The following is a 25,880-nucleotide window of genomic DNA, read 5'->3' on the forward strand; positions in this document are numbered from 1 at the left end:
CGGCTCCTCACTTGTTGTGTGTCTGGTCGGGCCAGCCAGGGCCCCGGGCGCGATCAGCCCTCCTTGGAGCCGGCGCGCTGCGCCTTGAGGCGCTCGAGCACCGACTGCGCATTGCCGGCAGCGGCGGTGATGCCGGCGGCACGCAGCTTGGCGTCGAGCGCGTCTTCGCTGCTGCTGTGCGCCAGCTCGGCCGCGCTCTCCATGCGGGCGCCGCGCTCGGCCTGCTTTTGCTTGATGCGTTCGAGCGAATCGAGCGCCGTCTGCACGCGCGACTGCGAGCCGGTGTAGCGGCCCGCCACCGTGGCCTGGGCGCGCTGCACGCTCTCGGTGGCCTTGACGGTGTCGGCCTGCTGCTTGAGCCGCTTGATATTGGACTGCGCGGTCTGGATCGCGCCGCGCAGCTGCTCCACGCTCTGGGTGAAGGCGCCCAGCTGGGCCTCTTCCTCATCACGCTGGGTTTCGAGCAGGGCGACCTTGCCGGCGACTTCCAGTGCCAGCGCCTCGTCCTGGGTTTCCAGCGCCTTCATCGCATAGCCTTCGTACTCGGCAATCTTGGCTTGCGTGGTCTGCAGCTTGCCGGCGGACAGCTTTTGCTTGGCCATGATCTCGGCCAGCGCTTCCTTGGAGCTGTTCAGGTCATTGTCGGCATCGCGGATTTCCTGGTCCAGGATGCGCAGCGCCTGGCTGTCGGTGACGGCTTCACCCGCCTCGTGCGCGGCGCCGCGCAGCGCAGTCACCAGCTTGTTCCATACGGTCATGATGCTCTCCTTGTACTGTGGGGTCGGGGACGGGCTGCGCTCAGACCTGCGCCAGGGTCAGATAGGGGGCCAGCGCCTCGGTGGCCTGGATCACGCTGTCGGCCAGGATCAGGATCTCGGCCAGGATGTCGTCCGTGCTGCTGTTGGCGCGCATGGCGGCAAACATCACATAGCCCTCACCGCCCCGGGTCAGCGGCTCCAGCGCCATCGTCGTGAACGGGAACAGCTTTTGCAGGCGCAGGATCTGTGCATTGAGGCCGGCGCCATCGCGCACCTGGTTGGCGGGCCACAAAAAGGCCTCGACCACCAATTGCTCACCCGACAGGGCCACATGCACGGGCAGATCGCCAAAATCGGACAGGGTGACCAGCACACTGGTCTCGGCCCCCTCCAGTAGCTCTATCTGCAACTTGCCCTCGCGGGCCAGCGCCGATGCGCCCAGCTCGTCGGCCAGCGCCTGAATGCTGCGGTAATGGTGCTTGCTGCTTTCCATGCTCCCCTCCTGTCGGTAGATGGTCAATGAACCCGGTTGTGCCTGCGGCTGGCGCATCTGCTTTTCGAGCAGGTGCAGGGCCGCGCTGTACTCAGGGAGTACCCAGACCTCTTTTTTCACCAAACCCTGCTCCCGCAGCCGTTGGCGGTGCAGTCGCTGGTAGTGGGCAGATGTTTTTTGGTCCATGGGATGACGATAACAGCCATTACATGTGATGTGTACATGTAATAGTTTCAATATGTAAATTCTCCTTTGAAATCATAGCACTGCAGGGCTATTTCTCGGGCTGTCACCGTGTTTTGTCTCTGTGGGGACCGGCCCCATCCTGTGGCATCTTCACAATGGCCAGATGCTTTTGATCGACCTGCACCATGCCCACGCTGCCTTGCAAGACAACGGCGTCGCCACCTTGACGATTCGCCATGCCGGCAGCCTCAATATCCTGTCGTCACCGGTGCTCGAAGCGCTGGCCCAGGCATTCGATACGCTGGCAAAGGACAGCCGCATCCGCGTGCTGGTGCTGCGCGGCACCGGCGACAAGGCCTTTGTCGCGGGCGCTGATATCAAGGAAATGCGCGCGCTTACGCCCGACAATGCCGCTGCCTTCATCACCCGGCTGCGCCGCGTCTGCGAAGCCGCGCGCCAGTTCCCCACGCCGGTGATTGCCCGCCTGCCGGGCTGGACGCTGGGCGGCGGGCTGGAGCTGGCCTGCGCCTGCGATATCCGCATTGCCAGCAACCGCGTGCAGTGCGGTATGCCCGAGGTCCAGGTCGGTATCCCCTCGGTGATCCATGCCGCGATGCTGCCCCGGCTGATTGGCGCGGCGCGCACGCAGTGGCTGCTGCTGACCGGCGACAACATCGATGCCGCGCAGGCGCTGCAGTGGGGCCTGCTCGACCAGGTGGTGCCGCCACAGCGGCTCGACGACGAGGTGGAGCACATGGCCCACAAGCTGGCCGGCTACGGCCCGCAGGCGCTGCGCCAGCAAAAACGCATGCTGCGCGCCTGGGAAAAGCAATCGCTCGACCAGGCCATCGAAGACAGCGTGCAGGAATTTGCCAACGCCTTCAAGACCGGCGAGCCCCAGGCCTATATGGCCCGGTTTGGCGAGCACTGAAGCACCCGGCAGGCCCCCACCCCCTGATTGCACTTTGCCAGCAGCCGGCATCGCCAGCTGAGCCGGGGCTCCCCCAGCGGAGCCCCTTCGCCGTTTTCCCTCCTCCCCTCCTCCATCGCCCAAACCGCCTGCGTCTGGGCGCTGCCCCATCGCGCCCGGATGGTCTGCGCCACGCTGCCAGCGCTGATGCAGGGCGCAGCGTTGTCGCCAAGCCCCAAGCATGCCTTGTCATTTTTCTATGGGGTAGGCATCAGACCCCTCAAGAAAAGCATCATCCAGACACATAAAATTTTGATGCGCCGCAGCATTTTTTACATTTGATCGTTAAAAAAGGCTTCCAAATCAAGCATCAATTTGTAACCTGCTCAGTGCCATCTTTTGGCAAATCGTTGATAGTTATTCCCTTTATCGTTAATGAATACTTACTTTTTACTCGGATACTTGTTGAAACACTATTCATGCGTTTGTGGTGATTGATATAATCGAATCACAAGTCGTGAGAATTTTTTTCTATCAATCACCATGCCCAAGCGCTCCGCCCCCTCCTTTCAGGCCCCTGCCCTCTGCGCAGCGTTCCTGGGCCTTTTGCCTGTGCTGGCCCATGCCCAGCCACTGCGGCCTTACCAGGCCAGCTGGGCCACCTGGGGGTTGGGCCTGTGCCTGGCCGCTCTGCTGGTGGTGGTGCTGCTGGAGGCGCTCTACACCTTCCGCCACTACGCGTTCACGCTCAACCGCCTGTTCGCACGCCAGCGCCCGCTGTATGCCGGCATCGAGCAGGCGCACTGGCCGCACATCACCGTCTTTATTGCAGCGCACAACGAAGAGGCCGTGATCTCGGGCTGCATCGAGGCGCTCCTGGATGTGGACTACCCGCGCGATCGCCTGACGATCATGCCGGTCAATGACCGCTCGACCGATGGCACGCGCCAGATCATCGACAGCTATGCCGACCGCCACCCTGGCCGCCTGCAGCTGTTCCACCGCCAGGAAGGCCCTCCAGGCAAGGCCGCGGCGCTGGCCGATGCCACCGCCATCGTCCAGGCCCGGGGCGAGTCCGAGCTGATCGTGGTGTTCGACGCCGACTACCTGCCGGGCAAGAAAATCATCAAGCAGCTCGTCGCCCCCTTCCTCGACCCCGAGGTGGGCGCCGTCATGGGCCGCGTCGTGCCGCAGAACGCCGGCGTGAACCTGCTCACCCGCCTGCTGGATCTGGAGCGCTCCGGCGGCTACCAGGTCGACCAGCAGGCCCGCTTCAACATGGGTGCGGTGGCGCAGTACGGCGGCACCGTGGGCGGCATTCGCCTGAGCGCGCTGCAGGATGTGGGCGGCTGGACCCCCGAGGTGCTGGCCGAGGACACCGACCTGACCTACCGCCTGCTGCTCAAGGGCTGGCAAACCGCCTACCTGGGCTACGCCGAATGCTATGAGGAAGTGCCTGAGAGCTGGGCCGTGCGTTTTCGCCAGATCAGCCGCTGGGCCAAGGGCCACAACCAGGTGATGACCAAGCTGGGCACCGAGATGCTGACCCGCAAGGGCCTGCGCTGGATGGAGCGTGTCGACGGCGTGGCACTTTTGGGCGTGTTCCTGATGTCGCCCATCTTGCTGGTGGGCTGGCTGCTGGCCCTGGTGCTGACGGTGACCGGCTACGGCATCGGCGCCAATGTGAACATTGCCTTGCTGATGCTGCTGATCGCCACCGGTTTTGCCTGCGTGGGCAACTTCGCCGCCTTCTTTGAAGTGGCCGCTGCCGTGCACCTCGACGGCCACCAGCGCCGCCTGCGCCTCTTGCCGCTGCTGCTGACGGGCTTTGTCGTCAGCATGGTGGCGGTTTCCAAGGCCACGATCGACGGGCTGCTGCTCGACAAGCTGTTCAAGCGCCAGTTCAAATGGGACAAGACCGTGCGCTACCGCCAGGCGCCCGCTACTGCCCCCGCCGCCGCCGCCGCCGTCTCCCCCTCCGCCCTGCCTGAAGCACGTGTATGACCGCCCCCGTCCACCCCCTGCTGTTTGGCAGCATGTGGCTGACCGTGACCGCCCTGGTCTTCCTGTTGCCGCTGCTGCCGGCGCTGCGCGAGCTGTATTCGCGCAGCGATGCCGATGCGCTGGCCATCGATCCGCTGGACAACGGCCGCACAGACTACACCGCCCAGCGCATGGCCGAGCAGCTCGATCTGCTCGAGGCCATGCCCCGCGTGGCCCAATGGCAGCACGATGACCAGGGGCGCCTGATGGTGCCCCGTGGCCAATCGCGCCTGATGGCCCGGACCGAGGTACCGGTCGTGATCGGCTTCAGATCGCAGCTGCGCAGCCTTGTCTCCAGCGACGTCGTCGAGCTGCAGGCCAACAGCGTGGTGCAGCGCGTGCTGCATGCCAAGAGCATCCACTGCCTGGGCCCGGCCCAGCTGGCCCGCCTGACCAGCGCCGAGCGCCATATCGTGCTGTCGCCCGGTGCGCGCTTTTTGCGCCTCTCGGCCGCCTGCATCTTTACCTGGCCCCTCAAGCGCTCGCTGCAGTTCCCGCTGCCCGAGCTGGGCACCGGCATGCCGCTGACGACGCTGCAGCGGCGCCATGAAGGCGACCTGCGCATTCCCGCCGGCACCATTGTGCGCGGCGGCCTGGTGGTCACCGGCAACCTGCTGATGGAAGAGATGTCCGTGGTCGTGGGCCATATCAAGGTGCATGGCAATGCCGTGCTGGCCCAGAGCGCCTGTGTGCAGGGCGCGGTGTTCGTGCAGGGCGACCTGCAGACCAAGGGCAACAACTATGTCGAAGGGCCCTTGTGCGCCGGCAAGCGCCTGCAGCTGGGCCCCGACAGCCAGGTGGGCGACAAGGACTGCCCCAGCAGTGTCTCGGCCTGGACCATTGCCTTGCACGCCAGTGTGCGGGTCTATGGCAGTATGGCTGCCGTACGTTCCGGACAGGTGGTGCTATGAAAACACGCAATCTCTGGATCGCCTCGGCGGCCATGGCCTGGCAGCTGGCGGGCGCAGCGCAGCCAGCCGAGCCCCCGGCGCTGGCCGCCTTTGCGACGGGCGATGGCGCCTACTACACCACCTTGGGCGGCCAGGTAGTGGATCCTTACTTCATCAACAAGGGCTTCACCATCGCGCTGCAGGCGGATGTGCCACTGCAGGCCGAGCTGCAGCAGTGGCTGGCCTGGCTGCTGCCGCGCCAGCGCCAGGATGGCGGCTTTGACCGCTTTTGCCCCACGGCCGACAAGGCCTGGCGCAGCTGCATGGGTGCCGATGCCGACGACTCCATGGCCGCCACCACGATCGAGATGCTGCACCAGGCGCAGCACAAGAAATGGCTGGAGCCGGGCCAGCAGGCCGCCGCCCAGCAAGCCGTTGCACGCAGCCAACAGCTGCTCGCGCGCCTGCGCAACCCCAAGAACCAGCTCTACAAAGCCTTGCTGGACACCGAGCTGTACTACCTGATGGACAACATCGAGGTCTACGAGGCGCTGCGCGTGGCCGAAGGGGCGCAGGCCGGCCCCGCCTCCAGGCAGCTGGCAGCGGCCATCAACCGGCGTTTTCGCAGCGGCAGCGACTGGAAACCGGCCTTGCCCGAATACGACCAGCCACGCTTTTATCCCCACACCCTGGCCAGCGCCTACCTGTGGCAGACCGGCGTTATTTCGCGCGCCGAATCGGACCGCGCCACCGCCCAGTGGCTGGCCCAGCATGGCAGCGCCTGGCTCTCGCGCAGCGAAGACCACTATGCATGGGGCCTGGTTGCATGGAAAATGCGCCAAACCGCACCGATCCAGGCCGCCTGCTGGCGTGCATCGCTGCGGCCCTTCCAGCCCACGGTGGGCTGGACGGTGCTCGATGCAATGATTGACCACGCACTGGCGCACACGGGAATCAGCACCCAGTGCCCTTTTGCAATGGCCACGATGCCCGCGCCCGCCCCGGCTGCCAACCCTTGAGGCTGACACCATGAACAAGCTCTTGCGCTGGAAGAAATGGCTGGCCGCCACCGCCGTGGTGCTGTGCCTGCTCGCCGTCATTGGCTGGCACCAGTCGCGCAGCCTGCAGGCCAGCCAGCACTACGCCACCATCAGCTTGCTGGTTCCCGATGGCCTGCCCGCCAATGCGCCCCAGGTCCAGATCTGGAGCGAGGCGGCGCGCGAGCGCGGCGTGCTGCTCAAGCCGCTGGCGATCAGCGAATGGATGCGCGGCATCCACTATGGCGCCCCCGCTGCGCAGCAGGCGGTGATCCTGCCCGATACCTTCCACCGCAATATCTCGGATGCGGCAGTGCAGACCCTGATCGACGTGGTGCAGGCTGGCGGCAAGGCCATGGTGGTGCAGGACGGCGGCATGCTGGACGAGCGTGGCTACTACAGCAAGGGCACATCACGCCTGTCGCAGATGCTGGGTGTGCGCTATGGCGACTACGACACCTACAAGGACCAGCTGTCCGACTATGAAGAGATCCGGGGCGCGCCCGCCACGATGGAGCTGCTGGGCATACCGCCAGGGCGCTACCTCGATGCCAAGGCCGCTGCCAAGCTCACCGCGATCGACCCCGAGGAGCTGGCGGTCGATGAACCGGGCTTTCCCAGCTTCATCGCCGGCTACACCAAGGATTCGCAGCGCTTTACCGTGCTCAAGACCGACCGTCCCCAGGGCGCACGCATCCTGCTGCAATCGAGCAATGGCGATGTGGTGGCCAGCGTCAACCGCTGGGGCAAGGGCCAGGCGATGTTCATCAACCTGCCGCTGACCTATTTACTGCAGCGCACTGACGGCATTTTTCTGCACGGCTTTCTGGGCTACTTTGCCCAGCAGCTGGTGCAGCAGCCGCAACTGCTGGCCTCGCCCGATGGCATGGGCGCGCTGGTGCTGAACTGGCACAACGACGACGGCCGGGCCATCGGCTTTTTGCACGAGTTGCAGGACGCCGGTGTTTTTGACCACGGCCACCAGTCCCTGCACTTCACCGCCGGCCCCGATGTGAACAAGCCGGGCGACGGCCTGGGCATGGACCTGGACTACAACGAAGACGCCCAGCAGATGATCCAGAAGCTACTCAGCCAGGGCCACACCATCGGCAACCATGGCGGCTGGATCCACAACTATTTCGGCAACAACGCCTCAGACGACAACGCCGACGATTTCATGCCGTTTCTCGATCTGAACAATGCCTCGGTCACCAAGGCCAACCAGGGCCTGCAGCCCAAGGAATACTCGGCCCCCAATGGCAACACCCCGCTGTGGACCTATGACTGGATGGCCGAGCATGGCGTGCAGGCCTATTACACGGTGGCCAACGTCGGCATGCCGCCCACGCGGCTGTGGCTGGGCTCGCGCCAGGTCGACCAGTCCTGGGCCTTCCCGGTGCTGACCTATGGCCAGGTCGCGTCGGCCGAAGAGGCCTCGTTCCAGAAGATACCGGTTGCCGAGTTCGGCCAGTGGCTGCAGCAGGTCGCGGGCTTTATCGAGCACACCCGCAGCATCCGCCTGAGCTATTTCCACCCCATTGGCGCGGTGGACTACCTGCCCGCCGTGAAGGCCTACATCGACAGCGTGCAGGCCTGTGCGGACCGCCATCAATGCCAGTTCATCTCGATGGGCGAGGCGGCCGACTTCCTCAGCCGGCGCAACCAGGTGCAGTGGTCCATCACGGCCGAGGGCGACAACGACCTGCTCAGCGCCAGCCACGCCCAGTCCCTGGCCACGATGACCTGGACCGTGCCCAAGAAAAAATACGATGCCGTGCGCGTGCGCGCCGGGCAGGCCCAGGTGCAAGCCACCGACGACGCCTGGCTGGTCCGCGTGCAGGACGGCAAAGACCTCAGCCTTGAACTGCATCGCCAACCATGAGCTCCTCCAATCCCTCCTCCCCCTTCTGCGTGGCCGCCATCATGGGCACCCGGCCCGAGATCATCAAGATGGCCCCGGTGGTGCTGGCACTGCGCCAGCGCGGCATCACCACCCATGTGCTGCACACCGGCCAGCACGAGGAGATGGCCTGGCCGCTGTATGAATTCTTCGGCATCGCCCCCCAGGAGGTGATCCGCCTCAAGCGCGAGGTCGCCACCCTGCCGGCGCTGTCGAGCGAGCTGATGTCGGCCATCGGCAGCACCCTGGCCAGCCTCCAACCCGCTGTGGCATTGGTGCATGGCGACACCAGCAGCGCCGCCATGGGCGCGCTCGCGGCCGCCTACCTGCAGATTCCCGTCGGCCATGTCGAGGCCGGTCTGCGCTCGGGCCGCATCTCCGAGCCCTTCCCCGAAGAGATCAACCGCAGCCTGATCGGCCGCGTGAGCCAATGGCACTTTGCGCCCACCGGCCAGGCCCGCGAGAACCTGGAGAAGGAAAACGTGCCCGGTGAGATCGCGGTGGTCGGCAACACCGTCGTCGATGCCGTGCTGCTGGCCGCGCGCCATGTGCGCCAGCAGCGCGCTGCCGGCCAGCCGGTGGCCAACCCGGACTACCAGTGGTTTGTCGACAGCGGCCTGCGCCAGCTGGTGCTGGTGACCGCGCACCGGCGCGAGAACTGGGGCGAGCCCATGGTGGCGATTGCCCGGTCGGTGGCCCGACTGCTCGAGCAACACCCCGATGCCGCCGTGATCTGGCCGGTGCACCTGAACCCGCTGGTGCAGGACGTGGTGCGCAGCGTGCATGCCACCAGTGCTGCCGAGGTGCAGAGCCGCTGGCGCCTGACGGCCCCGCTGGACTATGCGCCCATGGTCGAGATCATGGACGCGGCCCAGCTGCTGCTGACCGATTCGGGCGGCATCCAGGAAGAAGGCCTGTCGCTGCACAAGCCACTGCTGGTGATGCGCGATGTGACCGAGCGCCCGGAAGTCATCACCTGCGGCGCCGGCCTGCTGGTGGGCACCGAGGCTGCACGCATCCTCTCGGCCGCCAGCCATGTGCTGGCCACGGGCCAGTTGCCCGGCCAGCCACCGGTCACCGTCGACAACCCCTTTGGCGATGGCAGCAGCGGCGTGCAGATTGCCGCCGCGATTGCCCGCCACCTGCAGCCAACCTCCCTCTAAAAACCAACACAAGAACACCATGAACACCATCTTCCTGCGCAGCTCCCTGGCCCTGAGCGCCGCCGCCTTGCTGGCCCCTGCCATGGCCCAGACCACGGCCGCCAGCGCCGCAGCTCCCATCACCGAGCCAGCCGCCGCGCCGGCAGCACCGGCCGCAGACTTCGAGCCCGGCCAGCGCGGCCGCGTTGATATCGGCGCGGGCTTTTCCAGCCTGACCGGCGGCAACAGCAACTGGAACGACGAGTACGTGCGCGGCTATGTCGGCCTCAAGCCTGGCACCGTGCTGAACTGGGACCTGGCCAGCCAGCGCCACTTTGACCAGCGCGGTACCGTGGGCGCGCTGTCGCTGACGCAGACCTTGTCGCCCTGGTGGTACATGTCGGTGGGCGCCAGCTCCGGCTCGGCCGATTTCCAGAACAAGTACCGCGGCGACATCGCCATCTACCGAAAGTGGACCGAGAGCCAGCAGTGGGTGACCGGCCTGGCGCTGATGAAGTCGGCCAGCCGCGACGGCATCCACCGCGACACCGGCATCACCGCGTCGGTGGCCTACTACTCGGCCAATGACTGGGTCGGCGAAGGCGGCGTGGTCTACAACAAGTCCAACCCCGGCTCGGTCGAAGGCTACCGCGGCTTTGCCGCGCTGACCATGGGCCGCGAAAAACAGCACTATTTCACCGCCCGCATCGACCATGGCAAGGAAGGCTACCTGCCCACCGGCGCCATCGCCAACGGTGCCGGTGACCAGGTCGGCTTCCAGTCCACCGAGCTGAGCCTGCAATGGCGCCAGTGGCTGGGCAAGGACTGGGGCTACCTGGTCGGCGGCCAGTTCTACCGCAACCCCTACTACAACCGCAAGGGCCTGAGCGCTGCGGTGTTCTTCGACTTCTAAGGCCAGGCCATGTCGTTGCGCATGACCCGCCAGCACCGGGGCCTCAGAAGCTACATCTGGACCTGGCAGCACAGCGCCCAGTTGCTGGTGCTGCTGCTGGCCTTCTGGCTGGTGCTGTGGTGGGCTGCGCCGCTGTTGATGCACCGCTGGGCCGATGTGCTGGGCTGGGCCTGGCCGCATCTGGGCCTGGGCAGCAGCGAGGGCGTGGAGGTGCAGACCACATCGCTGCTGGGCGTGCCCATCGAGGTGGTGCGCACGCATTTCTACGTGCCGCCACCCAATCTCTGGCAGTGGTGGGGCGGCGCGCTGCTGTCGCTGGGGCTGATGGCGCTGTCCTTTGTGCTCTCGCGCGAGCGCCTGCCGCTGATCTACGGCCTGCGCATTGTCGCGCTGCTGGGCATCGTGGGGCTGCTGTCCTACGAGTTCCTGCCCACGCTGGCCGTCAGCGACGTCAACCGCCTGCTGGCCGACAACATCCTGGACATGGGCCTGGCCATGCTCTGGCTGCTGCCGGCTGTGCATGCGCTGGTGCTCTACATCTTCCCGATCCCCGTGCTGCACAAGGTCGCCGCCACGATGACCGGCATGCTGATGCTGGTTGTCAGCATCCCGCTGCAGGCCGCCTCGCTCGCCTGGCTGGCCCAGCAGTTCAGCCTGCTCGTGACCTTGCCCTTGTACATGCTGTTCAGCTTTTTGCCCCAGATTGCGGCGCAGCTGGGCATCTACGGCCTGTTCATGAGCTTTGCGCCAGCGCCTGAGCGAGGAGGCGCCTAGCTGGGGGCGCCTAGCTGGAGGCGCCTAACCGGCCGTGCCTAACCGGGGGCGCCCAGTCGGCCGTGCCCAGCCGAGGACACCTTGCCGGCCACACCTCACCGGCCGCACCTAGCCGGCCACCCCTCATCCAGGATCCAAAAAGTTTCCCAAGCAACGATTAGCCGACGAGACCCTGTTGGCTTGCCTCTGGGCGGACAATGCGCCGTGGCCCTGTCCGCAGGGCCCAGACCAACCGATCGACCCATGGCGCCCGGGGGCCGGCCCCCCGGCCGGCCCGCTGGGGCGCCGCCAAGGAGAAAACAATGCTGTACCTGGTTCGCATGGATGTGAACATTCCCCATGACCTGCCCCAAGAGCAGGCCCAAGAGATCAAGGCCCGCGAGAAGGCCTATTCGCAAGATCTGCAGCGCGATGGCCGCTGGAAGCACATCTGGCGCGTGGCGGGCGAGTATGCGAACTACAGCGTGTTCGATGTGGAATCGAACGACGAGCTCCACGGCCTGCTGCAGGCGCTGCCGCTGTTCCCCTACATGAAGATCTCGGTCACGCCGCTGGCCCAGCACCCCTCGGCCATCGCCCAGAACTGATAGCCTGCGCCGGCAGGGGCCGGCCACCCGCTGTGCGACGCACACCCTCGCCCATGGCGAACGGTGTGCGTTGTGCTTTCTGGCGTGGATACGCGCACTACAGCTGCACGCGCAGCTCGCCAATGCCGTCAAACTGCACCCGCACTGCATCGCCAGCTGCGGCCTGCAGCAAGCCGCACCAGCTGCCGGTGGTCACCACGGTGCCGGCGCGCAGGCTGCCAAAGTGGGCCGTTGCATGGCGCAGCCACTGCGGCAGCAGCCAGGCCGGGTCCTGCAGGCCGTAGCTGTTCTCAAACCCCTGGGCGGGCTGCGCACCGATCTGTACCGTGCAGCGCTGCGTGCTGCCGTCCACCGGGCGGTAGGGCTGCCAGGCACCCAGCACCAGCGCGCCATGGCAGAGCAGGTCCGCCGCCTTCAAGGCCGCAGGCGCCTGCAGCTGCTGCTGCCAGCGCGAATCAACCATCTCGATGCTTACCGCCATCGCATCGATCAGCTCGGCCGCGCTGGCCTCATCGAGCGCAGCGGCCTGGTCCGCATCGACCGCGTGGCCCAGGCGCAGCGCAATCTCCGCCTCGACGCCACGCAGAAAAAACGGCGTAGCCCCTAGATCGGCGCCGCCACCATGCACCCCTTGGGGTGGCAGAGGCGCATGGCCCAGCGGCTGGCTGCGGCTGGGGCCACCCGATTTCCAGTACTGGGGCGCTTGGGCGGCGTCACCCCAGCGCTGGGCCCGCTCGCGGTGCACGGCGATGATGTCGGCAGGCGCCAGGCTGGCAGGCCAGGCGCCTGCATCGATGGCGGCGCCGGCCGAGGTGGCGGTCTGCAGCGCCTGGGCCAGTGCAGCGGGTTGGAAGGTCAAAGCGGTGTTGGCAGAGGGCATGGCGATGGGTCCGAAAGTGTAAAAAGTCCAATCGGCATAGCGTAACGGACAGCGCTGCCTGCCCCTGTCACCGCAGCAAAAGCGCGACATGTAAGCAGCACCCGTGCCAGGTTATGCAAAAAAAGCATTCCATCCCAATCATCCGGCCTTGGACAAAGGGTATAGAGCGGATTTAAGCTGTACAGACCTTTTCAACCGCATGGATCGTATGCCGTCCAACAGCACTCCCGCCGCAGCACAACACGCGCTGCCTTCCTACCTCGACCACAAGCACCTGGGCCCCTGGGGCAACTACCTGCAGCAGGTCGACCGCGTCACGCCTTACCTGGGCTCGCTGGCCCGCTGGGTCGAGACGCTCAAGCGCCCCAAGCGCGCGCTGATCGTGGATGTGCCCATCGAGATGGACAACGGCACGATCGCCCACTTTGAAGGCTACCGCGTGCAGCACAACCTGAGCCGTGGCCCAGGCAAGGGCGGTGTGCGCTTCCACCAGGATGTGACCCTGTCCGAAGTGATGGCCCTGTCGGCCTGGATGTCGATCAAGAATGCCGCCGTGAACGTGCCCTACGGTGGCGCCAAGGGCGGTATCCGTGTCGATCCCAAGACCCTGTCCAAGGGTGAGCTCGAACGCCTGACCCGCCGCTACACCAGCGAAATCGGCCTGTTCATCGGCCCGTCCAAGGACATCCCGGCGCCCGACGTGAACACCAACGGCCAGATCATGGCCTGGATGATGGACACCTACTCGATGAACACCGGCGCCACCGCTACCGGCGTGGTCACCGGCAAGCCTATCGATCTGGGCGGCTCGCTCGGCCGTGTCGAGGCCACCGGCCGCGGCGTGTTCACCGTGGGCGTCGAGGCTGCCAAGCTGTCGGGCCTGGCCCTGCAAGGCGCCAAGGTGGCGGTGCAAGGTTTTGGTAATGTGGGTGGCACGGCCGGCAAGCTGTTTGCCGAAGCGGGCGCCATCGTCGTGGCCGTGCAGGACCACACCGGCACCATCTTCAACGCCAAGGGCCTGGATGTGCCCGCCGTGCTCGAGCACGTGGCCAACACCGGTGGCGTGGGCGGCTTCAAGGGCGCCGACAAGATGGCCAACGACGACTTCTGGTCCGTCGACTGCGACATCCTGATCCCTGCTGCGCTGGAAGGCCAGATCAACGGCAAGAATGCCGGCAAGATCAAGGCCAAGATGGTGATCGAGGGCGCCAACGGCCCCACCACCACCGAAGCCGATGACATCCTGCATGACAAGGGTGTGCTGGTGCTGCCCGATGTGATCGCCAACGCCGGCGGCGTGACGGTGAGCTACTTCGAATGGGTGCAGGATTTCTCCAGCTTCTTCTGGAGCGAGGACGAGATCAACGCCCGTCTGGTGCGCATCATGCAAGAAGCCTTTGCCGCCGTGTGGCAAGTGGCGCAAGAGAACAAGGTCTCCCTGCGTACCGCCACCTTCATCATCGCCTGCCGCCGCATTCTGCACGCACGCGAAGCACGCGGTCTGTACCCATAAAGTCAGCGCTATTCCACGCTTCATCAGCGGCCTTCGGGCCGCTTTTTTTTGGCCCTGCTTCCGCGCACGCAAAGCATGGCTTTCGCAAGTGCGAAGGCCCAATGCGCGCTGGTGCAGGCAAACCCCATCACGCCGCTGGGTGGAACTCCCTATCGTGAACCCCTAACGATAAATACGGAGACAACGCCATGCGCTTTGCGCGCCGCCGCGCCCTCGCGGCCCTGCTGCTTTCACCCCTGCTGGCCTTCGCGGCCGACTGGCCGTCCCGCCCCATCACCATCGTCGTGCCCGCCGCTGCGGGCGGCACCACCGATATCGCAGCGCGCCTGCTGGCCCAGAAGATGGGCTCCTCGCTCAAGACCAGCGTCATCGTCGAGAACAAGGCCGGCGGCGGCGGCAGCATCGGCACCGCCTATGTGGCGCGCGCCAAGCCCGATGGCTACACCTTGCTGATGGGCAACATCGGCCCGGTGGCCATCAATTTCAGCCTTTACAAAAAGCTGTCCTACGGCCCCAACGACCTGCGCGGCATCACCAATGTGATCTCGGTGCCCAACATCCTGGTGGTGCATGCCAACTCCCCCATCCAGAACGTGCAGCAGCTCGTCGCACTGGGCAAGCAAAAGCCGCTGACGGCCGCGACCTCGGGCGTGGGCCAGTCGCCGCATATGTCCACCGAGCTGTTCCGCCAGCAAAGCGGGCTGGATGTGACCCTGGTGCCCCACAGCGGCGCAGCGCCCGCCGTCACCGCCCTGCTGGGCCAGCAGGTCGATTTCATGATCGACAACCTGCCCAGCTCGATGCCGCACATCCAGTCGGGCAAGTTCCGGGCACTGGCCATTACCAGCCGCGAGCGCTCGGCCCAGCTGCCCGATGTGCCGACGATGCGCGAGGCCGGCGTGCCGATGGATGTGACCGCCTGGTTTGACCTGCTCGCCCCGGCGGGCACACCGGACGCCATCGTCAACCGCCTGCAGCAGGCAGCGCATGAGGCACTGCAAAGCGCCGACATCCGCCGCACCTTTGCCGAGCTGGGCGGTGTGCCCGGCGGCGAGACGGCGGCCGAGCACGACACCTTCATCGCGCAGGAGCGCAAGCGCTGGGCCGAGATCGTCCGCGCCGCCAACCTGTCCCTGGACTGATTTCCTTCGTTTGCATGTTTGCTATGTCTGACACTTCCTCCTTCCAACTCGCCCAGCCCTTTGGCTCCATCCCCGCCCTGGTGCTGGCCCAGGCCCGGGAGCGCCCCGAGCACACCGCGCTGGTGCTGGGCGCCACGCGCCTGAACTACGCCCAGCTGGCCCAGGGCATGCGCCAGGTGGCCTGCGCGCTGCAGCAGCAAGGCCTGCAGGCCGGTGATGTGGTGGCCATCTGCGCCAGCACCTCGGTGCCCTATGTGCTGGCCTACCTGGGCGCGCTGCAGGCCGGTGTCGTCGTGGCGCCGCTGGCGCCATCGGCCACGGCCGAGCACCTGAGCGCGATGCTGGACAACGCCGAGGCCAAGCTGCTGCTGCGCGATGCCGAGGTCGCCGCCCAGTGGCCGCTGGCCAGCACGGCCGAGCGCCCCTGCATCGCGCTGGACGATGCCGCGCAGGCCGGCACACCGTGGAGCGACTGGCTGGCCCAGGTGCCCGCCGGACAGGAGCCCCAACCCGTGCAGCCCACGCCGCAGTGGCCCTTCAACCTGATCTACTCCTCGGGCACCACCGGCGTGCCCAAGGGCATTGTGCAAAGCTGGGGCATGCGCTGGTCGCATGTGAACCGCGCGGTCACCAACGGCTATGGGCCTGATGCGGTATCGCTGTGCGCAACGCCGCTGTACTCCAACACCAGCTTGGTGGCGGTCCTGCCCACCTTGGCCCTGGGCGGCACCTTGGTGATGATGCGCAAGTTCGATGCGGCCCAGTACCTGCAGCTGGCTCAGCAGGAGCGCGCCACCCACACCATGCTGGTGCCCGTGCAATACCAGCGCCTGCTCGACTGCCCGGCGTTTGACCAGACCAATCTGCACTTGCTGCAGCACAAGTTCTGCACCAGCGCGCCGTTCAAGACCGCGCTCAAGGCCGAGGTGCTGCGCCGCTGGCCCGGGCGCCTGATCGAGTACTACGGCATGACCGAAGGGGGCGTGCGCTGCGAGCTGCACTGCCACCAGTTCCCCGACAAGCTGCACACCGTCGGCCGCGCCGGGCCGGATGCCGATCTGCGCTTTATCGACGAGGACGGCCAGGAGCTGCCCCCAGGCGCGCAGGGCGAGATCGTCGGCCGCTCGGCCGGCATGATGACCGGCTACCACCGCCAGCCCGACAAGACCCGCGAGGCCGAGTGGATCAGCCCCAGCGGCGAGCGCTTTATCCGCAGCGGCGATGTGGGCCAGATGGATGCCGATGGCTTCATCGTGCTGGGCGACCGCAAGAAGGACATGATCATCACCGGCGGCTTCAACGTCTACCCCAGCGATATCGAGGCCGTCATGCTGCAGCACCCCGAGGTGCGCGAATGCGCGGTGATCGGCGTGCCCTCGGACGCCTGGGGCGAGAGCCCCGTCGCCTATGTGGTGCCCCAGCCCGGCAGCAGCCCCCTGGCGGCCGAGCTGCAGCAGTGGCTCAACAGCCGCGTGGGCAAGACCCAGCGCGTGGCCGACCTGGTCATCCACAGCCAGCTGCCGCGCAGCGAGATCGGCAAGGTGCTCAAGCGCGAGCTGCGCACGCTCTACGCGAGCCAAACCAGCCAGACCAGCGCCTCAGCGGCCTGAGCACCCGCCAGCGCCCATCCAAGAACAAGACCAGGAGACATAACATGACCTATCGCCACCCCACCACCCACCGGCGCAGGCAGCTGGCCGGCCTGCTCGCGGGCCTGGCTGTTGCCGGCAGCAGCCTGCTGACCGGCATGGCCCAAGCAGCCACCTGGCCGACCAAGCCGATTCAGCTGGTCATCCCCTACCCGCCGGGCGGCAGTGCCGATCTGCTGGGCCGGCCGCTGGCCTTGCAGCTGCAGCAGCAGCTGGGTCAGCCGGTGGTGCTGGAGTACAAGCCCGGCGCCGGTGGCACCCTGGCCTCGCAGTATGTGGCGCGTGCCAAGCCCGATGGCTACACCGTGCTGATGGTGCTGGCCGCGCATGCGATCAATGACAGCCTCTACCCCAAGCTGCCCTACGACACCCGCAAGGACTTTGCACCGGTCTCGCTGGTGGCCAACCTGCCGATGATCGTCGTGGGCAGCAGCAAGCTGCAGGCCAAAAACATTGGCGAGCTGGTCAAGGCCGCGCAGGCCGCCCCGGAAAAGCTCACCTATGGCTCGGCCGGCAATGGCAACACCGGCCACCTGGCTGGGGCGCTGTTTGCCAGCACCGCCGGCGTCAAGATGACCCATGTGCCCTACAAGGGCAGTGCCGGCGTCGTCAATGCGATGCTGGCCAGCGATATCGACCTGACCTTTGACAGCATCTCCACCTCGATCCCGCATGTGCGCAGCGGCAAGCTCCATGCGCTGGCCGTCACCAGCGCCAAGCGCTCGGCGCTGGCCCCCGAGATCCCCACCGTGCAGGAGCAGGGCTTTCCCGGCTTTGACATCAATGGCTGGTATGCGGTGATCGCGCCAGCGGGTACGCCGGCCGACATCACCGGCAAGCTCAGCCGCGAGATTGCGACCGCGCTGCAAAACCCCGCGCTGCAGTCGCAGCTGGCCGCCAGCGGCTATGAGCCCGTCGGCTCCACGCCCGAAGCGCTGGGCGCCCATATCGACCGCGAGATGGAGCGCTGGGCAGCTGTCGTCAAAGCCACTGGCGCCCGCATCGAATAAAAGGCTCAGGCCCCAACAACAATGCCCTGGCAAGCCAGGGCATTTTTCATGGGGCAGTCAACGCAGATCAGCGGCTTTGGCGCGCGCTGGCCTGGGCTTCCAGTGCGGCGCGCAGCGCATCGTCATTGTTGCCCTGCTCGCTGCCGGCATCCGGCGTCACCTTGCGCAGCAGGCCGGTGATGCGGCCCGAGTTCTGCATCAGGCGGTTGGCGTACAGCGCGCCGTTGCCCGAGCCCCGGGTATTGTTCCAGTCGCCCTCGCCCTGGTTGACGCTGAAGTTCATCCAGAAGGCCCGCACCGTCTCGCTCGAGGTGCCGCTGCGCATCTTCACGCACTGGGTCTTGCCGGTATCGGCGCCCCGGATGATCTGCTCGCAGGCAAACAGGCCGTCGTAAGAGACGGTCATGCCACTGCTGAAGGAAGAGCCGCCGGTGATACGGGTCAGCTGCATGGTCTCGGTTTCGATATTGCCATTGCTGTCGCCATAGACCAGGCTCCACAGGCCCAGTAAGGAGGCGGGCGAGTTGTCATAGCCAAACTGGTAGCGCTTGATTTCCTTCTCGCCTTCGCCCGGCAGCGTGATGTAGCCCAAGGTGCCGCTGACAAAGCGGATGCGCACATTGCCGGGGCTGCCGCGCTCGACGCCGCTGCGGTCGCCGCTGCCCAGGAAACGGCCGCCTTCGTAGCGGCCCAGCGTGGTCGTCAGCTCGCTGTTCTCGTTCAGGCGGCCGGTGGCCATGTAGAAGGTGGGCTGGCCGCTGCTTTCATAGGCATAGACCTGCATCACCAGCACGTCGTTTTGCACATCGACGGCAAAACCACGGCCGGGCCGGCCGTTGACTTCGTCGGAGATGATCCAGGTGCCGCCCTGGGGCACGTAGGCATGGGCCATCCCGGTGAGGGCCACGGCGGCCCAGGCAATCGCGTGTTTGAACATGTCGCTCTCCTATATCGGTGCGCCAATGTAGCGGCGCGGTAGTGGAGCGAGTATATCGACGAGATTGCGGAGGTCTGTGTCAGAAAGTGTCCTGCCCTGCACCCCGTGCAGGCCGCTTTTTGAGAACTTGTTCAGGACGCGCTTTGCAGGCGCCGCTGGGCCTGCTGGTGGCGTTGCAAGGTCTTGTGGGCGAGTGCAATCACGGGGGCATCGACCATGCGGCCATCGACCACGCAGACCCCGCCTTGCGCCGCCTCGGCGGCAGCCAGCACCTGCTGGGCGCGCTGCAGCTGCGCATCCGTCGGCGCAAAGGCGGCATTGATGGGCGCCACCTGCATCGGGTGGATGCTGAGCTTGCCACCAAAGCCGCCGCGCAGCGCACGCGCCGCATCGGCCTGCACCACGGCTGCCTCCTGGGTGTTGACGGTCACGCCATCGATGGGGGCGGGCAGCTGGGCGCGGCGCGCAGCCAGCACCACGGCCAGGCGCACCGGCACCAGTTCGCTCTCGTCCTCGGCGCAGGCCATGCCGGCATCGACCTGAAAATCCAGATGGCCAAAGGCCAGGCGCAGCACGCGCGGCGCGCGCGCAATCGCATCGATGGCATGCAGGCCCGCCACCGATTCGATGATGGGCACCAGCAGCCCTTGCGTGCCCAACGCCGGCAGCAGCAGCGCCATTGCCTCGGCCGTCTCGGCCTTGGGCAGCACCACGCCAGCAGCGCCCTGCGCCACCAGCTGCGCCAGCGCCTGCAGGTCGCCATCAAACCAGGGCGTGCCATGGGCATTGATGCGCACCAGCACGCGGGCGCGCTCTGCTGCCTGCAGCTGGCCAAAGGCGCCCAGCAAGGCGGCGCGGGCGCCTTCCTTGTCCTGCGGCGCCACCGCATCTTCCAGGTCCACGATCACCGCATCGGCCCCACTGGCCAGGGCCTTGGCAATGCGCTCGGGGCGGCTGGCCGGTACAAACAGCCAGGAGGTGGCGGTGGCGAGCGGATGCGTGTTGAGAGTCATGTCCATCAGTCTTCCGTTTATCAAAAAAGGGGCCCATGGCCCCTGCTCCTGCGCGGGTCAAGCGCCAGGCTTTGAGCCGCTAACACGGCCCAGCAAACCGGAGGTTTGCGGTTGAGGCTGGGCGCCCCCGACTAGGCGCCGAGCCGCAGGCAGTACAGTAGTACGACAAGGCTTGGCGCGGCCGGCCAGGCAACGACGTATCAAGGGTTGTGTTAGCGGCTCTTATTCGGCGGTCACGCCGGCTGCCTTGATCACCGTATTCCAGCGTTTCACTTCCGATTCCAGCAAGGTCTTCAGGCTCTGCGGCGTGGCGCGGTCCGGGGTGACCAGCTCGCTGCTCAGGTCGGCAATGCGCTGCACCACGACGGGGTCCTTCAAGGCCACATTCAAGGCAGTGTTGATCTTGGTGATCACCTCGGCCGGCGTGCCCTTGGGGGCATACATGCCGTGCCAGACCTTGACATCAAAGCCCTTCAGGCCCTGCTCATCGAGCGTGGGGATCTGCGGCATGGCAGTCAGGCGCTGGGGCGTGGTCACGCCAAACACCTTGACCCGGTTGCCGTCCTTGATGACCGGCGCGGTCTGCGTGGTCTGGTCGCAGAGCAGATCGACCTGGCCGCCCATCAAGTCATTCATCGCCGGGCCCGCACCCTTGTAGGGCACGGTGGTGAGCTTGACGCCGGCCTGGTACGCGAACAGCATGCCGCACAGCTGCGAGACCGCGCCAATGCCGGCATTGGCCAGCGACACCTTCTCCTGGTTGGCCTTCACATAGGCCATCAGCTCCTGGAAGTTGTTGGCCGGAAAGTCCTTGCGCGACAGCAGCGTCATCGGCACATCGAGCACCTGGCCGATGTACTCGAAATCCTTCAGCGGGTCATAGGGCAGCTTCTTGTACAGCGATGGCGCCGTCGCCATGCCCATGTGGTGGATCAGGATGGTGTAGCCATCGTTCTTGGCGCGGGCCACGCGCGCCGGTGCAATCGTGCCGCCTGCGCCGACGGTGTTTTCCACCACCACGGTCTGGCCCAGCGATTTGCCCATCGGAATGGCCAGCATGCGCGCCACCACATCGGTAGGGCCACCGGCCGAGTAGGGCACCACCAGCACCACCGGTTTGGTCGGCCAGTCCTCCGCCTGGGCGTTGAGGTGCAGGCCCAGGCCGGTACAGGCCATCACGGCGGCAGCGGCTGCCGGGGTCAACAAGCGAAAGCGCATTTTTGTCTCCTGGTCTTGGGAAGGGTACATCGCCCATCCCGGTATGGGGTGGGGGCCCGGGCGGGCCCCCGCGTCGCAGCCACCCAGCTTCGGCGCTGCTGCTTTCTTTATACGGCCAGCAACAGCTTTTCGACCCTGGTCCAATCCCGTACTTGCCACAGTTTCTGCACCGATTGCTGCATCTGCGCGGCGGGCACGGCGCGGCTGAATTCGCCCAGGCGCAGCGCCTTGTCGGTCAGCTCCTCGCGGCTCAATGTGTTGCCCGGGTCGCCCTTGGGCTCGTCCACCCGGCCTTCCAGCACGCGGCCATCGGTGGTGGTCACGGTCACCTTGCCAATCCAGCGCTGCGGGTAGGCGCCGTCCACCTCGGGGTCGAGCACCATGCGCACCTTGTCGCGCAGCGCCATCGTGTCTTCGGCGCGGAATTCGTTGTCGAACTCGTTGAGGCCGGCAAAGCCAAAGCGCGCGGCCAGTGCCAGCACCGTTCCCATCGAGAATTTGCTCTGGTGCACCGTGCTGGGGTCCACCACGGGGCCCAGCACATCGATCGCGGCCTGGTGCACATGGGTCACCACCTCGGCAATGTCCGACACCTTGAGCTGGTGCGCGCGCACCACCTGCAGCAGCGCATCGGCGGCCGGGTGGGTGTGGCGGCAGGAGGCATGCCATTTGAACGATGTCTCGGGCGTCGCCCAGCGTGTGCCCAGGCCATCGATGAGGCGGGCCGGGTCGCTGTCGCTGGACATGCCTGCGGCCATGCCTTGCGCGCCGCAGAAGATATCGGCCGCGCCGGTAAAACCATCCTTGGCCAGGTAGGCGGCCATCAGGCCGGCACCGGCGGCATGCGCGGTGTGCAGCTGCTTGCTGTCGGCCGCAGTGCGCAGGAACTCCCACAGGCCCGCCGATTGGGTGCCCGCCGAGCCAAAGGCATGCAGCATTTGCTGCGCATTGAGGCCCAGCAGATGGCCCACGGCCGCCGCCGCCGCCAAGGTGCCGGCCGTGCCGGTGGTGTGGAAGATCTTGTAGTGCGAGCGGCCCAGAAACTCGCCCACGCGGATGCCCACTTCATAGCCGGCGATGCAGGCGGTCAGCAGCTCCTTGCCGGACTTGCCCAGCGCCTGCGCCACGGCCACGGCCGGGGGGAAGACGACCGCTGCCGGGTGGAACACCGAGCCGTTGTGCACATCGTCCTGCTCGGCCACATGCGAGGCGGCGGCATTGGCCATGGCCGCCAGATAAGGGCTGCTGCTGCGGCCCTCGGGGCCGATCACTTCGGCCGGGCCTTGGGCCGGGCCCTGGCCCAGTGCAAAGCGGGTGATGCTGGCCACGGGGCGGGCATTGTGGCCGGCCACCACCGAGCCAAACCAGTCGACCCAGAGGTCTTCGGTTTTCTGCAGCACGGATTCGGGAATGTCGCTGTATTGCAGCTCGGCCGCAAAGCGGGCCAGTTGGGCGGCGGGCGTGGGGGATGAGGTTGCTGTGGTCATGTTCTTGTCTCTCCAACAGATAGCATCAAAGGCCGGAGGCCTTGCGCACTGCGGCCAGCGCATCGGCCGGCAGCTGCAGCGCATCGAGGATGGCGGCCGTGTGCTCGCCCACCGCAGGCACCGCATCCATGCGGTAGTCGTACTGGTTGTTGCGCCCGGGCGGCAGCAGCGCAGGCACCGTGCCCACGGGCGTATCCACCTGCGCAAAGCGCTGGCGTGCCAGCAGCTGCGGGTGTGCCCACAGGCCCGCCATGTCGTTGACATGGGCGTTGGCAATACCGGCTTCGTCGAGGCGCTGCACCACATCGCTGGCATGGAGCGCGCCAAAGATGCGCACAATCTCGGCCTGCAGCTCGGCGCGGTTGGCATTGCGCTTGGCATTGCTGTCAAAGCGCGCATCGGTCGCCAGCGCCGGTGCCAGCAGAACCTGGTCGCAGAAGATCTTCCACTCGCGCTCGTTTTGCAGTCCCAGCATCACCGTGCCGCCATCGCCGGCCACAAAGGGGCCATAGGGGTAGATGCTGGCATGCGATGCGCCGGTGCGCGGTGGGGGCGCAGCGCCTTCAAACGCGTAGTACATCGGGTAGCCCATCCACTCGCCCAGCGCTTCGAGCATGGACACATCGATATGGCTGCCCTCGCCCGTCTTGCCGCGCAGCAGCAGGGCCGAGAGGATGTTCGTGTAGGCATACATGCCCGCCGCAATATCGGCCACCGAGATACCCGATTTGCTCGGCGTCTCGGGCGTGCCGGTCACCGACAGAAAGCCCGCCTCGCTCTGGATCAGCAGGTCATAGGCCTTCTTGTCGCGGTAGGGGCCGTTGTCGCCATAGCCGCTGATGTCGCAGACGATCAGGCGCGGAAAGGCGGCATGCAAGGCCTCGTAGGACAGGCCCATGCGCGCCGCAGCGCCCGGTGCCAGGTTCTGCAGCAGCACATCGGCCGAGCCCAGCAGCTGCTTGAGCGCCTCCAAGGATGCCGCATCCTTGAGGTCCAGCGCCAGGCTTTCCTTGTTGCGGTTGAGCCAGGTGAAATGCGAGGACTGGCCGCGCACCCGGCTGTCATAGCCACGCGCAAAATCGCCGCTGCCCGGCCGCTCCACCTTGATGACGCGCGCGCCCAGATCGGCCAGCTGGCGCGCGCAAAAAGGCGCAGCGACTGCGTGCTCCAGCGATACGACGGTGATCCCATCCAATGGTCTGGTCATGAAGACTCCGGTTGTCTGTTTTTCTCGCTGCGCAGCGCCATCAGAACGAGCGCGGCAGGCCCAGGATGTGCTCGGCCACGTAGGAATAGATCAGGTTGGTCGAGATCGGTGCCACCTGGTACAGGCGCGTCTCGCGGAACTTGCGCTCGACGTCGTATTCGCAGGCAAAGCCAAAGCCGCCGTGGAACTGCAGGCAGGCATTGGCCGCCTCCCAGCTCGCCTTGGCCGCCAGGTACTTGGCCATATTGGCCTGGGCGCCCATGGGCTCGTGCTTGTCAAACAGCTCGCAGGCCTTCCAGCGCATCAGGTTGGCCGCTTCGACCTCGATGAAGGCATCGGCAATCGGGAACTGCACGCCCTGGTTCTGGCCAATCGGGCGGCCAAACACCTCGCGGTCGCGCACATAGTTGGTCACGCGGTCGAGGAACCAGTAGCCGTCGCCAATGCACTCGGCAGCGATCAAGGTGCGCTCGGCGTTGAGGCCGTCCAGGATGTACTTGAAGCCCTTGCCCTCTTCGCCGATCAGGTTCTCCTCGGGGATCTCCAGGTTCTCGAAGAACAGCTCATTGGTCTCGTGGTTGACCATGTTCAGGATGGGGCGCACGGTCAGGCCTTTTTTCTCGGCCTCGCGCAGGTCGACCATGAAGATCGACATGCCTTCGCTCTTTTTCTTGACCTCGGCCAGCGGCGTGGTGCGCGCCAGCAGAATCATGAAATCGCTGTGCTGGATGCGGCTGATCCAGACCTTCTGGCCGTTGATGACGTACTTGTCGCCCTTCTTGACGGCCGTGGTCTTGATCTTGGTGGTGTCGGTGCCGGTGGTGGGCTCGGTCACACCCATCGATTGCAGGCGCCACTCGCCGCTGGCGATCTTGGGCAGGTACTTTTCCTTCTGCGCGGTCGAGCCATGGCGCAGCAAGGTGCCCATGTTGTACATCTGGCCGTGGCAGGCGCCGGAGTTGCCGCCGCAGCGGTTGATCTCTTCCATGATGACCGAGGCTTCCGTCAGGCCCAGGCCGGAGCCGCCGTATTCCTGCGGAATCAGCGCGGCCAGCCAGCCGGCCTTGGTCAGCGCCTCGACAAAGGTTTCGGGGTAGGCACGGGCCTCATCGACCTTGCGGAAATACTCATCGGGGAACTCGGCGCAGAGCGCACGGATGGCATCGCGGATTTCGGGGAAGTTGTTGGAGCCGGTATGTTCGATCATGGTTCTGGGTCGGGCGTTGGGGGTGGCGGCGCTTTCAGCGTCTGCGCCACCCGCCGGTGTTGGGAAAAGCGTTGTTGGTGGCGGCGCTCAGCGGATCTTGGCGGTGGCCTGCATCGTGAGCCAGCCCTCGTGGTCATGCGCCCAGAGCTTGATGGTCTTGCCATCGTCCTGGGGCTCGCCCAGCACGGTAAAAGGGTGCAGATCAAAGGTGGGGCGGATGGCCTTGAACGAGAAGTCGGTCAGCACGGCATCCGGCGCATTGCGGCGCAGCAGATCGACCAACAAGGTTGCGATCAGCGGGCCATGCACGATCAGGCCGGGGTAGCCCTCCTCCTGCGTGACATAGCTGCGGTCGTAGTGGATGCGGTGGCCGTTGAAGGTGAGCGCCGAGTAGCGGAACAGCATCACCGGGTCGGCATTGATCTCGCGCTTCCAGGCGGCCTGCGTCTGGGCGGCCGTGGGCTGGGGCACCGGGTCGCTGGGCTGGGCGGCGGCGCGGTAGACGATGTCATGCTCCTCGGTCAGCGCCAGGCCCCGGGCATTGCGGTAGCTGTGCTGCACCAGCACAAACAGCAGTTCGCCCGAGCGGCCCACCTTGTGGTCCACCGAGGCGATGCGCGAGACGCGCTCGACACTCTCGCCAATGCGCAGCGGGTTGTCTGCCTGCCACTGCAGGCGCCCGCCCGCCCACATGCGGCGGGGCAGCGGCACCGGGGGCAGAAAGCCGCCACGCGCCGGGTGGCCATCGGGCCCCAGCAGGCTTTGCCGCGCCATCGGCAGAAAGTTCATCCAGTGCCACAGCGGCGGCAGGCTGTCGCCATCCTGGGCCGGGGCATCATCGCGGTCCAGGGTGGCCGACAGGCCCGCCGCGGCCGTGCGGGCCACCAGGTCCTGCATGGTCTCGGTCTTGTTGATCCAGCTTTGCAAATGGGCGACCTGCTCGGCAGAGAGCGAGGCGGCAGAAGGTTCAGGGGTTTGCGACAT

23 protein-coding genes are annotated in these 25,880 nt (G+C 66.1%); 13 read left to right on the top strand and 10 right to left on the bottom strand.

The window, feature by feature from the left end:
• Positions 1-53: 53 nt before the first annotated feature.
• Both WH265_RS20815 and WH265_RS20820 read right to left on the bottom strand, forming a co-directional pair.
• Positions 54-758, bottom strand: a complete 705-nt coding sequence (locus WH265_RS20815; protein ID WP_312988081.1) for a PspA/IM30 family protein — start codon at positions 756-758, stop codon at positions 54-56.
• Positions 759-798: 40 nt separating this feature from the next.
• On the bottom strand, positions 799-1,251 hold the full coding sequence (locus WH265_RS20820) for a YjfI family protein (protein ID WP_239644952.1): 453 nt from the start codon (positions 1,249-1,251) through the stop codon (positions 799-801).
• Between the two features lie 349 nt (positions 1,252-1,600).
• Here WH265_RS20820 and WH265_RS20825 point away from each other — a divergent pair, with 349 nt between their 5' ends.
• The 9 genes from WH265_RS20825 to catC all read left to right on the top strand — a co-directional run bounded on the left by WH265_RS20825 (position 1,601) and on the right by catC (position 11,633).
• Positions 1,601-2,368 (top strand): enoyl-CoA hydratase, encoded by a 768-nt coding sequence (locus tag WH265_RS20825; protein ID WP_339559531.1) that lies wholly within the window; start codon positions 1,601-1,603, stop codon positions 2,366-2,368.
• A 522-nt stretch (positions 2,369-2,890) separates the two neighbouring features.
• Positions 2,891-4,351 (top strand): glycosyltransferase family 2 protein, encoded by a 1,461-nt coding sequence (locus WH265_RS20830; RefSeq protein WP_339559532.1) that lies wholly within the window; start codon positions 2,891-2,893, stop codon positions 4,349-4,351.
• Entirely contained in the window at positions 4,348-5,301 is a 954-nt protein-coding gene (locus tag WH265_RS20835) for a polymer-forming cytoskeletal protein (protein ID WP_021026848.1), read from the top strand. The genes WH265_RS20830 and WH265_RS20835 overlap by 4 nt, the downstream gene beginning before the upstream one ends.
• Positions 5,298-6,299, top strand: a complete 1,002-nt coding sequence (locus WH265_RS20840; RefSeq protein WP_339516820.1) for a hypothetical protein — start codon at positions 5,298-5,300, stop codon at positions 6,297-6,299. Before WH265_RS20835 ends, WH265_RS20840 begins: the two co-directional genes overlap by 4 nt.
• A gap of 10 nt (positions 6,300-6,309) precedes the next feature.
• The gene (locus WH265_RS20845; RefSeq protein ID WP_339536658.1) at positions 6,310-8,199 is read left to right on the top strand and encodes a hypothetical protein; all 1,890 of its coding nucleotides are present in this window, start codon (positions 6,310-6,312) and stop codon (positions 8,197-8,199) included.
• On the top strand, positions 8,196-9,380 hold the full coding sequence (gene wecB, locus WH265_RS20850) for a non-hydrolyzing UDP-N-acetylglucosamine 2-epimerase (protein ID WP_339559533.1): 1,185 nt from the start codon (positions 8,196-8,198) through the stop codon (positions 9,378-9,380). The genes WH265_RS20845 and wecB overlap by 4 nt, the downstream gene beginning before the upstream one ends.
• 19 nt (positions 9,381-9,399) lie before the next feature.
• Complete coding sequence (locus WH265_RS20855) at positions 9,400-10,272, top strand: YaiO family outer membrane beta-barrel protein (RefSeq protein WP_312988072.1); 873 nt, start codon at positions 9,400-9,402, stop codon at positions 10,270-10,272.
• A gap of 9 nt (positions 10,273-10,281) precedes the next feature.
• On the top strand, positions 10,282-11,046 hold the full coding sequence (locus tag WH265_RS20860) for a hypothetical protein (RefSeq protein ID WP_339516826.1): 765 nt from the start codon (positions 10,282-10,284) through the stop codon (positions 11,044-11,046).
• A gap of 302 nt (positions 11,047-11,348) precedes the next feature.
• Positions 11,349-11,633, top strand: coding sequence for a muconolactone Delta-isomerase (catC, locus tag WH265_RS20865; RefSeq protein WP_021026843.1), 285 nt, complete (start codon positions 11,349-11,351; stop codon positions 11,631-11,633).
• A gap of 97 nt (positions 11,634-11,730) precedes the next feature.
• On the opposite strand, the gene WH265_RS20870 is transcribed toward catC, so the two are convergent.
• Positions 11,731-12,513: a fumarylacetoacetate hydrolase family protein gene (locus WH265_RS20870; RefSeq protein WP_339559534.1), complete on the bottom strand. Its 783-nt coding sequence runs from the start codon at positions 12,511-12,513 to the stop codon at positions 11,731-11,733.
• A gap of 208 nt (positions 12,514-12,721) precedes the next feature.
• Here WH265_RS20870 and WH265_RS20875 point away from each other — a divergent pair, with 208 nt between their 5' ends.
• From WH265_RS20875 to WH265_RS20890, 4 genes are all read left to right on the top strand, one after another.
• Positions 12,722-14,026, top strand: coding sequence for a Glu/Leu/Phe/Val family dehydrogenase (locus WH265_RS20875; RefSeq protein ID WP_339536661.1), 1,305 nt, complete (start codon positions 12,722-12,724; stop codon positions 14,024-14,026).
• A 188-nt stretch (positions 14,027-14,214) separates the two neighbouring features.
• Entirely contained in the window at positions 14,215-15,168 is a 954-nt protein-coding gene (locus WH265_RS20880) for a Bug family tripartite tricarboxylate transporter substrate binding protein (RefSeq protein ID WP_339559535.1), read from the top strand.
• Positions 15,169-15,191: 23 nt separating this feature from the next.
• A complete protein-coding gene (locus WH265_RS20885; protein WP_339559536.1) occupies positions 15,192-16,778 on the top strand; it encodes a class I adenylate-forming enzyme family protein in 1,587 nt (528 codons plus the stop codon).
• Positions 16,779-16,822: 44 nt separating this feature from the next.
• Positions 16,823-17,827, top strand: coding sequence for a tripartite tricarboxylate transporter substrate binding protein (locus tag WH265_RS20890; protein WP_339559537.1), 1,005 nt, complete (start codon positions 16,823-16,825; stop codon positions 17,825-17,827).
• A 67-nt stretch (positions 17,828-17,894) separates the two neighbouring features.
• On the opposite strand, the gene WH265_RS20895 is transcribed toward WH265_RS20890, so the two are convergent.
• The 7 genes from WH265_RS20895 to WH265_RS20925 form a co-directional block, all read right to left on the bottom strand.
• A complete protein-coding gene (locus WH265_RS20895) occupies positions 17,895-18,764 on the bottom strand; it encodes a hypothetical protein (RefSeq protein WP_339536665.1) in 870 nt (289 codons plus the stop codon).
• A gap of 131 nt (positions 18,765-18,895) precedes the next feature.
• Complete coding sequence (locus WH265_RS20900) at positions 18,896-19,777, bottom strand: HpcH/HpaI aldolase/citrate lyase family protein (protein WP_339559538.1); 882 nt, start codon at positions 19,775-19,777, stop codon at positions 18,896-18,898.
• Between the two features lie 222 nt (positions 19,778-19,999).
• The gene (locus tag WH265_RS20905; protein WP_052329736.1) at positions 20,000-20,953 is read right to left on the bottom strand and encodes a tripartite tricarboxylate transporter substrate-binding protein; all 954 of its coding nucleotides are present in this window, start codon (positions 20,951-20,953) and stop codon (positions 20,000-20,002) included.
• A 149-nt stretch (positions 20,954-21,102) separates the two neighbouring features.
• Entirely contained in the window at positions 21,103-22,482 is a 1,380-nt protein-coding gene (locus tag WH265_RS20910; RefSeq protein ID WP_339559539.1) for an MmgE/PrpD family protein, read from the bottom strand.
• A 25-nt stretch (positions 22,483-22,507) separates the two neighbouring features.
• Entirely contained in the window at positions 22,508-23,689 is a 1,182-nt protein-coding gene (locus tag WH265_RS20915; protein WP_339536667.1) for a CaiB/BaiF CoA transferase family protein, read from the bottom strand.
• Between the two features lie 40 nt (positions 23,690-23,729).
• Positions 23,730-24,896: an acyl-CoA dehydrogenase family protein gene (locus WH265_RS20920; protein WP_021025399.1), complete on the bottom strand. Its 1,167-nt coding sequence runs from the start codon at positions 24,894-24,896 to the stop codon at positions 23,730-23,732.
• An 87-nt stretch (positions 24,897-24,983) separates the two neighbouring features.
• Complete coding sequence (locus WH265_RS20925) at positions 24,984-25,880, bottom strand: FAS1-like dehydratase domain-containing protein (protein WP_339559540.1); 897 nt, start codon at positions 25,878-25,880, stop codon at positions 24,984-24,986.

It is taken from the genome of Comamonas sp. MYb396, assembly GCF_037479555.1.
Taxonomy (GTDB): Bacteria; Pseudomonadota; Gammaproteobacteria; order Burkholderiales; family Burkholderiaceae_C; genus Comamonas.